The following is a 14,192-nucleotide window of genomic DNA, read 5'->3' as shown; positions in this document are numbered from 1 at the left end:
CATGTCCAGAAGTCCGGCGCCCAGGCGACGGGCGACACTGGCCTCATTGGCCGCTGAACTCAAGGTTTCGCGGACGACGATCTCCAACGCGTACAACCGTCCCGATCAGCTTTCGACGGAACTGCGCGAGCGTGTGCTGGCTGCGGCCAAGGAAATGGGTTACCCGGGACCGGATCCGGTGGCGCGATCGCTGCGCACCCGCAAGGCGGGCGCCGTCGGTTTGATGCTCACCGAACCGCTCGACTATTCGTTCAGCGATCCGGCGGCGCTGGATTTCGTTGCCGGGCTTGCCGAGTCATGTGAAGAGGCCGGGCAGGGTCTGTTGCTCGTGGCGGCGGGCCCCAACCGCAGCGTGGCAGACGGCTCGGCGGCGGTGCTGTCGGCCGGCGTGGACGGCTTCGTCATCTATTCGGCCTCTGACGACGACCCCTACCTGCCGGTGGTGTTGCAGCGTCATCTTCCGGTCGTCGTCGTCGATCAGCCCAAGGATGTGCCGGGCAGTTCCCGGGTGTGCATCGACGATCGGGCGGCCATGCGTCAGCTCGCCGAACATGTTGTGGGCCTTGGGCACCGCGAGATCGGGTTACTCACCATGCGGTTGGGCCGGGACTGGCCGCATCCGGACCCGGCCCCGGCCGTCGCCGAGCGGGACCGGTTGAACACCCCGCATTTCCATGTGCAGCGCGAACGTGCGCACGGACTGTTCGACGCGATGGCCGCGGCCGGGCTGGACCCGGCATCGGTGACGGTGGTCGAAAGCTACGACCACGGGCCCAGCTCGGGCGGGTTGGCCGCCGATGTCGCGCTGGCGCGCAACCCGCGCATCACGGCGCTGGTGTGCACCGCGGACGTGTTGGCGCTCTCCGCGATGGATTCCCTTCGGGCGCGCGGGATCTATGTGCCCGGGCAGATGACGGTGACCGGGTTCGACGGAGTGCCCGAGGCGCTGCGACGGGGTCTGACGACGGTGGTCCAGCCGAGTATGGAGAAGGGCCGACGGGCCGGCCGGCTGCTGCACAACCCGCCGCGCTCCGGGTTGCCCGTCATCGACATGCTGGCGACCGAGCTGATCCGCGGTCGCACCGCGGGGCCCCCGTCCTGACCAGGAAGCTCCTGATCAGCGGCGCGCCGCCACGAGGAACTGCAGCACCTCGGCCACATCCGCCGGCGTGTCCACGCGGTAGCGGGCCAGGGTCTCGCCCGGTCCCACCTTCACCGCGACATCGGAGTCCCGCATCCGCGCGAACGCCTTCTCGTCGGTCACATCGTCACCGAGGAAGACCACCGCGGTCGCGTCGTGCGTGCTGCGCAGTGTGTCGACGGCCTCGCCCTTGTCGGTGACGATCACCGCGAACTCCAGCACCGCCTTGCCCGCGGTGAGGTGCGCATCCCAGGACTGGGCGGCCGCGCGGGCTTCGGCCAGCGCGGAATCGGCTTCGGCGGCAACGGCGTTGCGCACGTGCAGGGCGACACTGGCCGGTTTGGTCTCGACGGTCACTCCCGGTCGTCCGGCGGCGATACCGCGCAGGGTCGCGATCATCGTGTCCAGCAGCTCGGTGTCTATGGTGCGCACGAAACCGGTGTCGAACTCGGCGCCGTGGCTGCCGATCAGCGCGACGGTGTCGGGCATCCCGGACAGCTCGCGCAGCACACTGCGGGCGCGCCCGGAGATCAGCGCGGCGGTGGTATCGGGCAATGCGGACAGCGCCACCAGAGCTTCGGCGGCGGCGGGCAGGGCTCGCGCGTCGGCCGGATTGTTGACGATCGGCGCGAGGGTCCCGTCGAAATCGGAGGTGACCAGGAGGCGGGGGGTCTCGGCGATGGCAGTCAGCGCGTGCCGCAGATCATCCACCCTGGACCACACCTCCGTCGCTTCGCTCGCTCCCGTCACACCTTAGGCTGATCCCCGTCGCCGATGAGCAACCGGACCGCCAAGTCGAGGCGTTTGCTGACGTCGGTGGCCGAGGCCCGCCGGGTCAGCCACGCCAGCAGATTCGACAGCCACACATCGGAGATCACGCGCGCGATGTGGTACTGGTCTTCGGTCGGTTCGCCGTCGCTCATCGCGCGGGCGAACATCGAATCCATCAGCTTGCCGACGTGATCGACTTCACCCGCCGCGGAGGCGTCGGCGAAAACGAAGGCCCGCGTCATGGCCTCGGTGAGCAGTGGGTTGCGCTGCATGGACCGGTTGAGCCGGCCGACCATCATGTTCAGCCGCTGGTACGGGGTGCCGCCGGTGAGCGAGGCCCGGTCGGTCTTGGCGTCGATCCGCTCGAACTCACGGCCCAGCGCCGAGACCAGCAGATGCACCTTGGACGGGAAGTAGCGGTACAGGGTGCCGACGGCGACATCGGCGCGTTCGGCGACCGCACGCATCTGTACTGCCTCGTAGCCGCCCTTGGAGGCGATGGCGAGGGTGGCGTCCAGGATGCGCTTGCGGCGCTCGCGCTGTGCTTCTGACCCCAGTTCGGATTCGGCGAGGACGGCCACCGTCGTCACCTGACGTGGTGAGTCAGAACCCGTTCCGGGCTGTGCTGGTGACGACATTGGGTGGAGTGCTCCTTCGTACGGCGTTCTTCATCAGAAAGATACGCATGCCGACAGCTAATTTCCCACCTCCGAGCACCTTGGACAAGCCGACATCGAGCGGTCGCAACAGTCGTGTCCTGCCGTGATGGCGGTCGACTTGACGTTCGAACGCTGGCACTATTAGAACACGTTCTAGTGGGAAGCGTGGCCTTCTCACCCAATGGCGAGGAGTTGCCCGTGTCCGTGAAGGCGCCGAAGAACGACACGTCGGACCGGTTTGCCGCCCGAGAACTGGTGCGGAGCTGGGCCGCCGGCTCGAATTCGATCACCGCGGTGCGTGATGTGGAGCTCGGTGACCCCGACGCCTGGCGGGCCCCGTACGACGGTTTCGCGCAACTAGGGGCGTTCGGTGTCGCGGTCCCGGAAGAGCACGGCGGCGCGGGGAGCACCATCGAGGATCTGCTGGGCATGATCGACGAGGCGGCCGCCGCCCTGGTGCCCGGACCGGTCGCCACCACGGCGCTGGCCACGTTGGTCGTCGATGACCCGGAGGTGCTGGAGGCGCTGGCGGCCGGCGAGCGCAGTGCGGGCCTGGCACTGGAATCCGACATCACGCTCTCCGCCGGGACGGCATCCGGTTCGGCCAAATGGGTGCTCGGCGCCGATCCGTCGGGTGTGCTGGTGCTGCCCGCCAGGGGGCAGGAGCGCAGCGACTCGGGGGACGACACCGGCGGTGAGTGGATCCTGGTGGACGCTGCTGCCGACGGGGTGACCATCGAAGACCTGGAGGCCACCGACTTCTCCCGGCCGCTGGCGCGAGTCACGCTGACCTCGGTGCCGGCTCAGGTGCTGTCCGCCCCGGCCCGCCGGGTCGAGGATCTGGTGGCCACCGTCCTGGCCGCCGAGGCCGCGGGCACCGCCCGCTGGCTGTTGAACACCGCCACCGAGTACGCCAAGGTGCGTGAGCAGTTCGGCAAGCCGATCGGCAGCTTCCAGGCCGTCAAACACATGTGCGCCGAGATGTTGCTGCGCAGCCAGCAGGTGGCGGTGGCGGCGGACGACGCTGCGGCCGCGGCATCGGACGGGTCCGATCCCGAGCAGTTGTCCATCGCCGCCGCGGTGGCTGCGGCAGTGGGAATCGACGCCGCCAAGGAGAACGCGCGGGACTGCATCCAGGTGCTGGGCGGTATCGGGATCACCTGGGAGCACGACGCACACCTGTACCTGCGTCGGGCTTATTCACTGTCGCAGTTCCTCGGCGGCCGGTCGCGCTGGCTGCGGCGTATCGCCGAGCTGACCCGGGCCGGGGTGCGTCGCCAGCTGCATGTGGACGTCGCCGAAGCCGAGGCCGTGCGCGCCGAGATCGCCGCCGCTGCGGCAGATATCGCCGCGCTGCCGGAAGAGCAGCGGCAGCGCGCGCTGGCCGAGTCCGGTCTGCTGGCGCCACACTGGCCCAAGCCCTACGGCCGCAATGCCACGCCCGCAGAACAATTGGTGATCGATCAGGAACTCGCCGCGGCGCACGTGGCGCGGCCCGACATCTCCATCGGCTGGTGGGCCGCGCCGACGATCCTGTCCGCGGGTACACCCGAACAAATCGAGAAGTTCATCCCCGGCACGCTGACCGGGGATATCTACTGGTGCCAGCTGTTCTCCGAGCCGGGTGCCGGCTCGGACCTGGCCGCGTTGCGCACCAAAGCCGTTCGTACCGAGGGCGGTTGGCTGCTCACCGGGCAGAAGGTATGGACCTCCAACGCACACCGCTCCAACTGGGGTATCTGCCTGGCGAGAACGAATCCCGATGTGCCCAAGCACAAAGGCATCACCTATTTCCTGGTGGAGATGGACGCCCCCGGTATCGATATCCGCCCGCTGCGTGAGATCACCGGGGATGCGCTGTTCAACGAGGTGTTCTTCGATGATCTGTTCGTCCCCGACGAGCAGGTCATCGGGGAGGTCGACGGTGGCTGGCCGCTGGCCCGCACCACGCTGGCCAACGAGCGGGTCGCCATCGCCACCGGCGGCGCGCTGGACAAGGGGATGGAACATCTGCTGGACGTCCTGGACGGCCGCGAGCTCGACGGTGCCGAGGCCGATCGACTCGGCACGTTGATCGTCGCCGCGCAGGTGGGTTCGCTGCTGGACCAGCTGATCGCCCGGCTGGCGGTCGGCGGACACGATCCCGGGGCGCCGTCGAGTGTGCGCAAACTCATCGGTGTGCGCTACCGCCAAGGCCTTTCAGAGGCCGTGATGGATTGCCTGGACGGTGCGGGCATCGTCGATTCCGCGGATGTTCGGTACTTCCTGAACACCCGGTGCCTGTCCATCGCCGGCGGCACCGAGCAGATCCTGCTCACCCTGGCCGGGGAGCGCCTGCTCGGTCTGCCGCGCTAGGTAGCCCGCCAGCATCTCGACGATCGCGTCCTCGAGCTGCTGGGCGTCGACCGGTGCCGTGATGAGCCGGTGCACCAGCGACTCGATGGTTGCCACCGTGATCCGGGCGGCGAGAACCGGGTCGGCGGCGGTCATCTCCGGATGGGTGCGCAGCAGCTCGGCGGTGACCGCCACCGCGCGCTGCTCGGCCTCGCGCAGGCGGGCCAGCAGAGTGGGCGAGCGCGGTGCCTCCTCGAACAACACCCGGTGCAACGCCGGGTTGTCCCGGTGGTTGTCGATGGTGGCCCGGACGAACAGCCGCAGCGTGTCCGCCAAACCGGCGGGCAGCCCGGCTGACGCGCGCTGCGCCACCAGCGCCGTTCCGGCATCGAGATGCGCATCGGTGAGCGCCGACAGAATCGCATCCTTGTTGGGGAAGTACTGATACAGCGATCCGATGGACATCTCGGCGGCGGCCGCAATGCGATTCGTGGTCCCCGCGGCGTATCCGTGGGTACTGAAAACATGAGCAGCTGCATCCAGCACCCGCTGCCGGGTCTCTATCGAACGGGCTTGTCTCGGCTGCTTACGCGACCGGAACCGGTCGGTCGGGGTCATCATCACCTCCGGGTGAAAAGCGAGTAGTCAGCCGCGGCAAGGCCTTCGGAGAATGGAAGTCATGCAGCGAGTACACGTCGAGACCATTCTGCCCACCGATGCCGATGAGGTCTGGCGGGCCATGCACTATCCGGTGACGTTCCTCTACGTGTGCCGTGGGCTGTTCGGCATGCCGGCGCTGGCCGGGCGCAGCGCGCCGCTACGCGTGGGCGAGCGCGGATCGGGGTGGCTGTTCGTCTTCCACCTCTTTCCCGCCTACCGACATACCTTGGAGATCCTGGGCGCCGACGAGGCCACCCGCACCATCACCACCCACGAGTACGGCGGAGTGCTCAAGGCCTGGAATCACACCCTGCACGTCGAGCCTCTCTCGGAAAACCGTTGCCGCTACAGCGATACCGTGGACATCGATGCGGGTGCACTCACCCCGGTGATGGTGCGTGTCGCGCGGGGACTGTTCGCCTATCGGCAGTGGCGCTGGCGCCGTCTGGTGGCCCGGCATCTCACGTCGGAACCGGTCAGCTGAAGGTGGTCTGCGCGCAGGCGCTCGGGGTGGTCACATTCACCCCGCCGAATACCACCTGGATGTCCGAGCACACGATGAATCCGGCTTTCAGGTTGGGCTGGCCGGTGCGCCAGTCGGTTTGTACCGAGTCGCCGTCGACCGCGAAACGCTCCATCGGGCCACCGCCGAAGTAGGTCACCGAGATCTGATAGTCGGTGATCGACTTGTAGGCCTTGGACAGCACGTTGTCGTGGTTGGCGCCCTTGAGTTCCCGCGGCATGCCGGCCGGGGCGCTGTACCAGGCGTTCTGATAGACGTCGCGGTCGGTGCTGCGGACCGTGACGGTCTGCCGGGCCCAGGTGTCCCCGGGCAGTCCGACGGGGCCGTCCGGCGTCAGCAGGTTGACCTGGGTGTTGAAGAAGCACCGGCCCTCGCCGCCCGCGCAGTTGGCGGTGACGTGCATCTCGACGGTGCCGTTGGGTGTCGGTATGGACGTCGTCGCGGTGTTCACCCCGGCGGCGGCCACCGGACTGTTGAGCGCGGCGACCGAACACGCGGCCGCGAGCACTCCTGCGAACTTCTTCACGGCAAACTCCCTGTGGTCGGTCCGGCAGATGTTAGCCCGGGCGCTATTCGTCGTAGGTGACTTCCACGGAATCCGAGGTGGGCAGCGCCTGGCACGCCAGGATCAGCCCTTCCGCCAGATCGGACGGTTCCAGCACGTCGTTGATCTGCATCTCGACGTCACCGGATTTCTTGACCACCGCGCAGGCCCCGCAGTGGCCCTCCCGGCAGGAGAACGGGGCATCCAGCCCCTTGTCGAGCAGCACGTCGAGCAGCTTTGCCCGGCGCGGCCAGGCCACCTCGTGGGTGGTGCCGTCCAGGGTCACCACCGCGGTGGCCGGACCTTCATCGCTGCTGTCGGAATCTCCCACGTCGAGCACGACGCGTGCGAACGGGTCGGAGTCCAATGACTTGAACACCTCGATGTGAATGCGGTCGGCGCCCGCGGCCTTGAGGGCTTCCTCGGCGGCGGTCATGAAGGGTCCCGGCCCACAGATGAAGGCGTCGTGCCCGGCGTACGGGCCCACCAGTCCGGCCAGAGTCGTGGCGCTGGGCAGGCCTTGCACCGTCTCCAGCCAGTGGATCACCGTCAGCCGATCCGGATATTTGGCGGACAGCTCACGCAGCGTGGCACCGAAGATGACCGAGTTCTCGTCGCGGTTGGCGTACACCAGCACCACCCGGCCGGCGCCTTCCGACAGTGCCGATTTGCAGATCGCCAGCATCGGGGTGATACCGCTGCCGGCCGCCAGCAGCAGGAAATCGGTGTCCAGGGTCTTGGGGACGAAGGTGCCCGACGGGGCCAGCACGTGCATCCGCATACCGGCATGGGCGTTGTCGCACAACCAGTTCGATGCGTACCCCTGCGCGGTGCGCTTCACCGTGACGGTCAGCTCGTCACCGGTGAACGGCGAACTCGACAGCGAATAGCAGCGGGCCACCGACCCGGTCCGGTCGCTGGGGACGCGCAACGTCAGGAACTGGCCCGGTGCGTACCGCAAGCGGTCGGCCGGGACCGTGCTGCCTTCCGGCACTGCGAACACCAGCGACCGCGCATCCGCGGTCTCCTCCACGACCCGGGTCACCTGCAGTTCGAGCACGTGACTGCCCAGCGGCTCATCCGTCACGCCGCTCCGCGGCTCATCCGCCACAGTGGACCCCTCTCCTCACCCCGATAACTAGAACATGTTACAAAAACGAACTTGTGCAGGTCCAGCCGCTGAATCAATGCCCTGCTCGACACAAATCGTAACGTGTTCTAATCTCTGTCTAGTGGTGGATCTCGATCCAGGAGGCAATTCAGTGACGTCCATTGAACAGCGTGACGTGCAGGCGGTCCTCGCCGGCATCGATGATCTGCTGCCGAAGCTACGCGAGCGGGCCCAACTCGCCGAGGACCAGCGCCAGGTCCCGTACGAGACGGTCAACGAACTCGATGAAATCGGCTTCTTCAAGCTGCTGCAGCCCGAACAGTGGGGTGGCCTGCAGGCCGACCCGACGTACTTCTACGAGGCGGTCCGGCGGCTGGCGAGCGCGTGCGGCTCCACCGGCTGGATCAGCTCGATCATCGGTGTGCACAACTGGCATCTGGCGTTGTTCGACCAGAAGGCCCAGGACGAGGTCTGGGGTGACGACCCGTCGGTTCGGGTGTCGTCGTCCTACGCGCCGATGGGTGCGGGCATCGTCGTCGACGGCGGCTACCTGGTCAGTGGCGCCTGGCAGTGGTCGTCCGGTAGCGAGCACGCCAGTTGGGCGTTCCTCGGCGGCCCGGTGATCAAGGACGGCCGCCCGGTCGACTTCGGCAGCTTCCTGATCCCGCGCACCGAGTACACGATCGACGATGTGTGGCATGTCGTCGGCCTGAAGGGCACCGGCAGCAACACCGTCGTCGTCAAGGACGTGTTCGTGCCCACGCACCGCTTCCTGTCCTACAAGGCGATGAACGACGGCACCGCGGGCGGGTACGAGAACAACACCGCGCCGGTGTACAAGATGCCGTGGGGCACCATGCACCCCACCACCATCTCCGCGCCGATCGTGGGTATGGCCTACGGCGCGTACGCCGCGCACGTCGAGCATCAGGGCAAGCGGGTGCGCGCCGCGTTCGCCGGTGAGAAGTCCAAGGACGACCCGTTCGCCAAGGTCCGCATCGCCGAGGCCGCCAGCGATATCGACGCCGCCTGGCGCCAGCTGATCGGCAATGTCGGTGACGAGTACGCACTTCTGCAGGCGGGCAAGGAGATCCCGTTCGAGTTGCGCGCCCGCGCTCGCCGCGATCAGGTACGTGCCACCGCGCGCTCGATCGCCTCGATCGACCTGCTCTTCGAGTCGGCCGGGGCCACTGCCCTGGTGACGGGGGCTCCGCTGCAACGGTTCTGGCGTGATGCGCACGCCGGCCGGGTGCACGCCGCAAACGAGCCCGAGCGCGCCTACCTCATCTTCGGTAACAACGAGTTCGGTCTGCCGCCCGCGGACACGATGGTCTGATGACTGCGGTATCCGAAATCACCTTCGCGTCGACCTCTCGGTACGCGCAGGTCCGCGAGGACATGCGGCTGCACTACCACGAGGCGGGCGATCCGTCGGCCGATACCATCGTGCTGCTGCACGGCGGCGGACCCGGCGCGTCCAGTTGGTCGAACTTCGCGAAGAACATTCCGGTGCTGGCCGAGCACTTCCATGTGCTGGCCGTCGACCAGCCCGGCTACGGTCATTCCGACAAGCACACCGAACACGAGCAGTACAACCGCTACAGCGCCACCGCGCTGCTCAATCTGTTCGACCATCTCGGTATCGAACGTGCTGCGCTGGTGGGTAATTCACTGGGCGGCGGTACCGCGGTGCGATTCGCCCTGGACAACCCGAAGCGGGCCGGCCGACTGGTGCTGATGGGCCCGGGCGGGCTGAGCGTGAACCTGTTCGCGCCGGATCCGACCGAGGGCGTGAAGCTGCTCGGCCGCTTCGCCGGGGACCCGACCCGGGAGAACATCGAGAAGTTCCTGCGCATCATGGTGTTCGACCAGAGTCTGATCACCCCCGAGCTGGTCGAGGAGCGCTTCCAGATCGCCAGCACGCCCGAGTCGCTGGCGGCCACCAGAGCGATGGGAAAGTCTTTCGCGGGCCCGGATTTCGAACTCGGCATGATGTGGCGCGATGTGTACAAGCTGCGTCAGCCGGTACTGCTGATCTGGGGACGCGAGGACCGGGTCAACCCACTGGACGGGGCGCTGGTGGCGGTCAAACAGATTCCCCGGGTGCAGTTGCATGTCTTCGGCCAGTGCGGCCACTGGGCGCAGCTGGAGAAGTTCGACGAGTTCAACAAGCTCACCGTCGATTTCCTGACGGGTTAGAAAGGCAGCACCATGAGCATCAAGTCGCTGGGGTACATGCGTATCGAGTCGACCGATGTCGCGGCGTGGCGGGAGTTCGCGCTGAAAGTGCTCGGCATGGTCGAGGGTGACGGCACCACCCCGGGTGCGCTCTACCTGCGGATGGACGAGGTTGCGGCCCGCCTGGTGATCGTGCCGGGTGACCAGGACCGCCTGCTCATCTCCGGCTGGGAGGTGGCCGACGCGCCCGCGCTGCAGAGCCTGCGCGAGACCCTGGCCAAGGCCGGGGTCACCTTCACCGAAGGCACTCGTGAGGAGAAGTCCGAGCGCCGGGTCGAAGGATTGATCCGTTTCAGCGACCCGGCCGGGAATGTGCTGGAGGCGTTCCACGGCGCCCAGTACCTGGGCCGCCGGTTCGTCAGCCCGTACGGCCACAAGTTCGTCACCGCCGAGCAGGGCCTCGGGCACGTCGTGCTCACCTGTGACGATGACGTTGCGGCGCAGGCTTTCTACCAGGACGTGCTGGGCTTCCGGCTGCGGGACTCGATGAGCCTGCCGCCGCAGCTGGCAGGCCGCCCCGCCGACAGCGACCCGATCTGGCTGCGCTTCTACGGCTGCAACCCGCGCCACCACGCGCTGGCCTTCATGCCGATGCCCAACCCGACCGGCATCGTGCACCTGATGGTCGAGGTGGAGAATTCCGACGATGTCGGCCTGTGCCTGGATCGCGCGCTGCGCCGCAAGGTCAAGATGTCGGCGACGCTGGGCCGGCACATCAACGACAAGATGCTGTCCTTCTACATCAAGACCCCGGGCGGCTTCGACATCGAATTCGGTTGTGAAGGGCTCGAAGTCGAAGACGAAAACTGGGTGGCGCGGGAGAGTACCGCCGTTTCCCTGTGGGGCCACGACTTCAGCGTCGGCTTCAAGTAACCATGGGCGTTCAGCCGATCGACCCGCGCACCTTCCGTCATGTGCTGGGGCAGTTCTGTACCGGCGTCACCGTGATCACCACGGTCCACGACGACGTGCCGATCGGTTTCGCCTGCCAGTCCTTCGCCGCACTGTCGCTGGATCCTCCGCTGGTGCTGTTCTGTCCCACCAAACAGTCGCGGGCCTGGCAGGCGATCGAGGCCAGCGGCCGGTTCTGCGTCAACATGCTGCACGAGAACCAGCAGCACGTATCGGCCCAGTTCGGTTCGAAAGCCCCGGACAAGTTTGCCGGAATCGACTGGAAGCCTTCCGAACTGGGTTCACCGGTGCTCGACGGCACGCTGGCGCACATCGACTGCACGGTGGCTTCGGTGCACGACGGCGGGGACCATTTCGTGGTCTTCGGTGCGGTGCAGTCGATGTCCGAACCCCAGGCGATCAAGCCCCGTCCGCTGCTGTTCTACCGCGGCGAGTACACCGGGATAGAACCGGACAAGAACACCCCGGCGCAGTGGCGCGACGATCTGGAGGCGTTCCTCACCGCCACCACCTCAGACACCTGGCTGTAGTGGCGCGAGCATGCGCATCTCCGTCTAATCTCCCGTGCGCGAAAGCGTGACGTCGAGCTCGACCTTGGCCGGGCAGTCGCCGGTGTAGTCCTGATACGACTTTCCGACCAGACCCAGCAGCGGGTCCTGCGGGCCCTGCGGCAACGGCAGGTCATCACGCGAGGACTGCCGCACTTTGCCGATGTTGTCGGTGCAGTGCGCATCCCCATCGGGGAAGTTGGCGGTGAAATGGCCGTCGCCGTAGATCATCACGAACAGATTGTGGGTATCGGGGCTCGTCATCAGGGAGATGCAGCGGTCGCCGGTGCGCAGGCAGAACGTCGTCGCGTTGTAGGTGTGTGCCGGGAACACCTCACCGGTCTGGGGGTAGGTCTGGGTGTAGACGTAGGTGCCCCGCAATGCCGCGCCAGGCGCGGTCTTGAGGGGTGGCTCGGCCGCGGGATCCGGAGGCTGGGTGCTGTTGTCCGCACCGCGGGTGGGGGCCAGGGCCATGGCGCGTTTGTTGGCGCACAGTGGTGGTGCGGTGGCCCAGGTGTACTCGCCTTCGAAGGAACCGTCGATGCGGGCCTTCAGTTTGATGATCGTCCAGCCCTGCGCGTCGACCTCGACATCGCCGACCTTGCACTTGTCGGGTGCTTCGCGAACCATCAGCCAGTCGCCGTCGACATAGTCGAACACCAGGTTGTCCGACGCGGGAGCGTCGGGCTTGCGCGGGTCGATGATCGCCACGGTGGCCACGCAGGGGCCGCCCTCACGGCAGGTGGATCGTGCCACCCATGTCTCGGTGCGCGCGGTACCCGCGACCGGCTTGCCGTCCGGGGTGGCGATCGGGCCGATCTCGACCTTGAACGAGCCGTTCAGGACGGGGCCGGCTTTCGGGGCTTCGGCTTCCTTACCGGGCATCCCGAGCGTGAACAGACACGCCGCGAATCCGCCGAGCACAGTGGCGATCAGCGCCGCCGCAGCCAACAACTTCACCAGGGTGCGTTGCGCGCCCTTGCTCAATCCGAGTGCCATCGCGCTACAGGATGCCATCTCGGCCGCGCTCAGTTGTCGATATGCGTCCCCACGAAGTCGATCACCGTGGCGGCCACCTCGCGGTGCACGGTCTCGTTGAGCACATCGTGGTGTGCCCCGGCGAACTCGGCGAGGCGTAGCGGGCCGATCTGTTCGGCATAGGTCCGCACCGGGCCGATCGGCGCGATGGGGTCGGCGGTGCCGTGCACCGCGAGGGTCGGCACCGCCAGCGCAGGCAGTTCGGTACCGAACCGGTCCCAGGCCGCATCGAGGGCGCGGGCGAGCGGTGCGCCATCGGCGTCGACGAATGCCAGCGGGTCGTTCTCCAATGAGTCGACGTAGAACGCGTCGCCGGACAGCCAGCTGGGGTCGAGATCGAATTCGGAGTCGGTGTCCAGCAATTCGGGGATGGGGATCAGCGGCGCACCGGAGACCACCGCCGCGCGATAGCGGTCGGGCTGCTCCAGTACCCGCAGCAGGGTGACCACCGCACCGAATGAGTGCCCGGCCGCGATCAGCGGCAGGCCCGGCCGGTTCCGCTCGACGATCGCGGTCAGTTCCTCACCCAGCGCCGAGCTGTCGGCCAACGTGCCGAAGTTCCCGCGCGGACCCGGGCTGAGCCCGTGACCGCGCTGATCCACCGCCCACAGATCGATCCCGGCGGCATTCAGCGTGAAACCGTACCGGTGGTACAGGCCGGTGTGCTCACCGAAGCCGTGCAGGAAGACGAGGGCGGCGCGGGGATCGCTTGCGGCCCAATGCCGGTAGTAGGCGCGGGTGTCGCCGGATTCGAGGAAGGGCATGACATCACTGCATCAGGTGACGCGGGCAACGACAAGCGTTTCGCTCACGGCGCACCGAGCAGGATGTCGTGCTGGTCGGCCATCTGCCGGCGGATCGCCTCGACCACGGCGGACACCTCGGGCCTGCGTAAGGTCTCGGCCCGAGTGACGAGCCAGTAGGTCAGCCGCGGCGAAACCGCTTCGGGGAGCACACGAACGAGGTCGGGCCAGCGGTCGGCCATGAAACACGGCAACAGGCCGAGGCCGGCGGCGGCACGGGTGGCCTCCACGTGGACGAAGACGTTGGTCGACGAGATCGACTCCTGGGTGGCCGGTGCGAAATTCGCGGCCAGATCGAGGTCGTCGACCTGCAGCATCGAATCGATGAAGTAGACCAGCGGATGATCCACGACCTCGTCGACGGAGGTCGGCGTGCCGCGTTCGGCGAGGTAGTCGCGCGACCCGTAGAGGCCCAGGCAGTAGTCGCCGAGCCGGATGGCGAGCGCCCGGCGCACGGTGGGCGCCCCGACCACGATCTCGATGTCGACGCCGGAACGTTGTTGGCTGGCGCGCCGGGTGGCGGCGACGATCTCGACGGCGACTTTCGGATGGTGGCGCTGGACCTGGGCGGCCGCGGGTGCGGCGATGTAGGCGCTGAAGCCATCGGTCGCCGAGATCCGTACGACACCGGCCAGCGTGGGCGACTGGCCGGGGGAGCCGCTCAACGACTGCACCGCGGTCTCGACGGCTTCTGCGGCGGCGAGCACCTCCCGCCCGCGGTCGGTGAGTTCCCAGCTGCCGCCGACGCGGGTGAGGACCCGGGCGCCGATCGCCTCCTCGAGGGCGGCGATGCGGCGCGAGATGGTGGTGTGGTTGATCCCGAGGTGTTCGGCCGCGGTGACGTAGCGCCCGGTCCGCCCGACGGCCAGCAGGATCAACAGATCATCGGCGCTCGGCAGTCCCATATCTG

General features: G+C 67.5%; 14 protein-coding genes and 1 pseudogene. 7 read left to right on the top strand and 8 right to left on the bottom strand.

Annotated features, from left to right (window positions below; translation table 11 throughout):
• The first annotated feature begins 1 nt into the window (after position 1).
• Positions 2-1,102 carry an Rv3575c family transcriptional regulator gene (locus FHU31_RS24490; RefSeq protein ID WP_167163332.1) on the top strand — a complete coding sequence of 367 codons (1,101 nt, stop codon included), beginning with the start codon at positions 2-4 and terminating at the stop codon, positions 1,100-1,102.
• A 15-nt stretch (positions 1,103-1,117) separates the two neighbouring features.
• On the opposite strand, the gene otsB is transcribed toward FHU31_RS24490, so the two are convergent.
• Both otsB and kstR read right to left on the bottom strand, forming a co-directional pair.
• On the bottom strand, positions 1,118-1,852 hold the full coding sequence (otsB, locus tag FHU31_RS24485; protein ID WP_263987952.1) for a trehalose-phosphatase: 735 nt from the start codon (positions 1,850-1,852) through the stop codon (positions 1,118-1,120).
• A 35-nt stretch (positions 1,853-1,887) separates the two neighbouring features.
• Positions 1,888-2,550: a cholesterol catabolism transcriptional regulator KstR gene (gene kstR, locus FHU31_RS24480; protein WP_167163331.1), complete on the bottom strand. Its 663-nt coding sequence runs from the start codon at positions 2,548-2,550 to the stop codon at positions 1,888-1,890.
• Between the two features lie 219 nt (positions 2,551-2,769).
• Between kstR and FHU31_RS24475 the strand changes: the two genes are divergently transcribed.
• Positions 2,770-4,926, top strand: coding sequence for an acyl-CoA dehydrogenase family protein (locus FHU31_RS24475; RefSeq protein WP_167163330.1), 2,157 nt, complete (start codon positions 2,770-2,772; stop codon positions 4,924-4,926).
• Here FHU31_RS24475 and FHU31_RS31680 read toward each other — a convergent pair.
• Positions 4,924-5,526: pseudogene (locus FHU31_RS31680) on the bottom strand (TetR/AcrR family transcriptional regulator); the annotation flags it as partial. The gene FHU31_RS24475 and the pseudogene FHU31_RS31680 overlap by 3 nt on opposite strands.
• 58 nt (positions 5,527-5,584) lie before the next feature.
• On the opposite strand from FHU31_RS31680, the gene FHU31_RS24465 reads away from it, so the two are divergent.
• Positions 5,585-6,049, top strand: a complete 465-nt coding sequence (locus FHU31_RS24465) for an Rv1443c family protein (protein WP_167163329.1) — start codon at positions 5,585-5,587, stop codon at positions 6,047-6,049.
• Here FHU31_RS24465 and FHU31_RS24460 read toward each other — a convergent pair.
• Together FHU31_RS24460 and FHU31_RS24455 are read right to left on the bottom strand one after the other, a co-directional pair.
• Positions 6,042-6,614: a hypothetical protein gene (locus FHU31_RS24460; protein ID WP_167163328.1), complete on the bottom strand. Its 573-nt coding sequence runs from the start codon at positions 6,612-6,614 to the stop codon at positions 6,042-6,044. The genes FHU31_RS24465 and FHU31_RS24460 overlap by 8 nt on opposite strands.
• 43 nt (positions 6,615-6,657) lie before the next feature.
• Positions 6,658-7,719, bottom strand: a complete 1,062-nt coding sequence (locus FHU31_RS24455; RefSeq protein WP_167163327.1) for a ferredoxin--NADP reductase — start codon at positions 7,717-7,719, stop codon at positions 6,658-6,660.
• Positions 7,720-7,894: 175 nt separating this feature from the next.
• Between FHU31_RS24455 and hsaA the strand changes: the two genes are divergently transcribed.
• Genes hsaA through hsaB form a run of 4 tightly spaced genes read left to right on the top strand, consistent with a single transcriptional unit; the run spans position 7,895 to position 11,423 of the window.
• Complete coding sequence (gene hsaA, locus FHU31_RS24450; protein ID WP_167163326.1) at positions 7,895-9,079, top strand: 3-hydroxy-9,10-secoandrosta-1,3,5(10)-triene-9,17-dione monooxygenase oxygenase subunit; 1,185 nt, start codon at positions 7,895-7,897, stop codon at positions 9,077-9,079.
• Positions 9,079-9,942 (top strand): 4,5:9,10-diseco-3-hydroxy-5,9,17-trioxoandrosta-1(10),2-diene-4-oate hydrolase, encoded by an 864-nt coding sequence (gene hsaD, locus FHU31_RS24445; protein ID WP_090354193.1) that lies wholly within the window; start codon positions 9,079-9,081, stop codon positions 9,940-9,942. Before hsaA ends, hsaD begins: the two co-directional genes overlap by 1 nt.
• Positions 9,943-9,954: 12 nt before the next feature.
• Entirely contained in the window at positions 9,955-10,854 is a 900-nt protein-coding gene (gene hsaC / locus FHU31_RS24440) for an iron-dependent extradiol dioxygenase HsaC (RefSeq protein ID WP_167163325.1), read from the top strand.
• A 2-nt stretch (positions 10,855-10,856) separates the two neighbouring features.
• Entirely contained in the window at positions 10,857-11,423 is a 567-nt protein-coding gene (gene hsaB / locus FHU31_RS24435; protein WP_167163324.1) for a 3-hydroxy-9,10-secoandrosta-1,3,5(10)-triene-9,17-dione monooxygenase reductase subunit, read from the top strand.
• Between the two features lie 24 nt (positions 11,424-11,447).
• On the opposite strand, the gene FHU31_RS24430 is transcribed toward hsaB, so the two are convergent.
• Genes FHU31_RS24430 through FHU31_RS24420 form a run of 3 tightly spaced genes read right to left on the bottom strand, consistent with a single transcriptional unit; the run spans position 11,448 to position 14,187 of the window.
• A complete protein-coding gene (locus FHU31_RS24430) occupies positions 11,448-12,440 on the bottom strand; it encodes a hypothetical protein (RefSeq protein ID WP_167163323.1) in 993 nt (330 codons plus the stop codon).
• A gap of 29 nt (positions 12,441-12,469) precedes the next feature.
• On the bottom strand, positions 12,470-13,243 hold the full coding sequence (locus FHU31_RS24425; protein WP_167163322.1) for an alpha/beta fold hydrolase: 774 nt from the start codon (positions 13,241-13,243) through the stop codon (positions 12,470-12,472).
• Between the two features lie 44 nt (positions 13,244-13,287).
• Complete coding sequence (locus tag FHU31_RS24420; RefSeq protein WP_167163321.1) at positions 13,288-14,187, bottom strand: LysR family transcriptional regulator; 900 nt, start codon at positions 14,185-14,187, stop codon at positions 13,288-13,290.
• Positions 14,188-14,192 lie beyond the last annotated feature (5 nt).

The sequence above is a fragment of the Mycolicibacterium fluoranthenivorans genome, from assembly GCF_011758805.1.
Lineage (GTDB): Bacteria > Actinomycetota > Actinomycetes > Mycobacteriales > Mycobacteriaceae > Mycobacterium > Mycobacterium fluoranthenivorans.
The sequence above is the reverse complement of the archived record's forward strand: the minus strand, read 5'-3'. Positions and strand labels throughout refer to the sequence as shown.

Coding starts and splice junctions, on each gene's coding strand:
- FHU31_RS24420 (WP_167163321.1), bottom strand. CDS start 14,187: ATGGGACTGCCGAGCGCCGATGATCTGTTGATCCTGCTGGCCGTCGGG.
- FHU31_RS24425 (WP_167163322.1), bottom strand. CDS start 13,243: ATGCCCTTCCTCGAATCCGGCGACACCCGCGCCTACTACCGGCATTGG.
- hsaB (WP_167163324.1), top strand. CDS start 10,857: ATGGGCGTTCAGCCGATCGACCCGCGCACCTTCCGTCATGTGCTGGGG.
- hsaC (WP_167163325.1), top strand. CDS start 9,955: ATGAGCATCAAGTCGCTGGGGTACATGCGTATCGAGTCGACCGATGTC.
- FHU31_RS24430 (WP_167163323.1), bottom strand. CDS start 12,440: ATGGCACTCGGATTGAGCAAGGGCGCGCAACGCACCCTGGTGAAGTTG.
- hsaD (WP_090354193.1), top strand. CDS start 9,079: ATGACTGCGGTATCCGAAATCACCTTCGCGTCGACCTCTCGGTACGCG.
- kstR (WP_167163331.1), bottom strand. CDS start 2,550: ATGTCGTCACCAGCACAGCCCGGAACGGGTTCTGACTCACCACGTCAG.
- FHU31_RS24465 (WP_167163329.1), top strand. CDS start 5,585: ATGCAGCGAGTACACGTCGAGACCATTCTGCCCACCGATGCCGATGAG.
- FHU31_RS24490 (WP_167163332.1), top strand. CDS start 2: ATGTCCAGAAGTCCGGCGCCCAGGCGACGGGCGACACTGGCCTCATTG.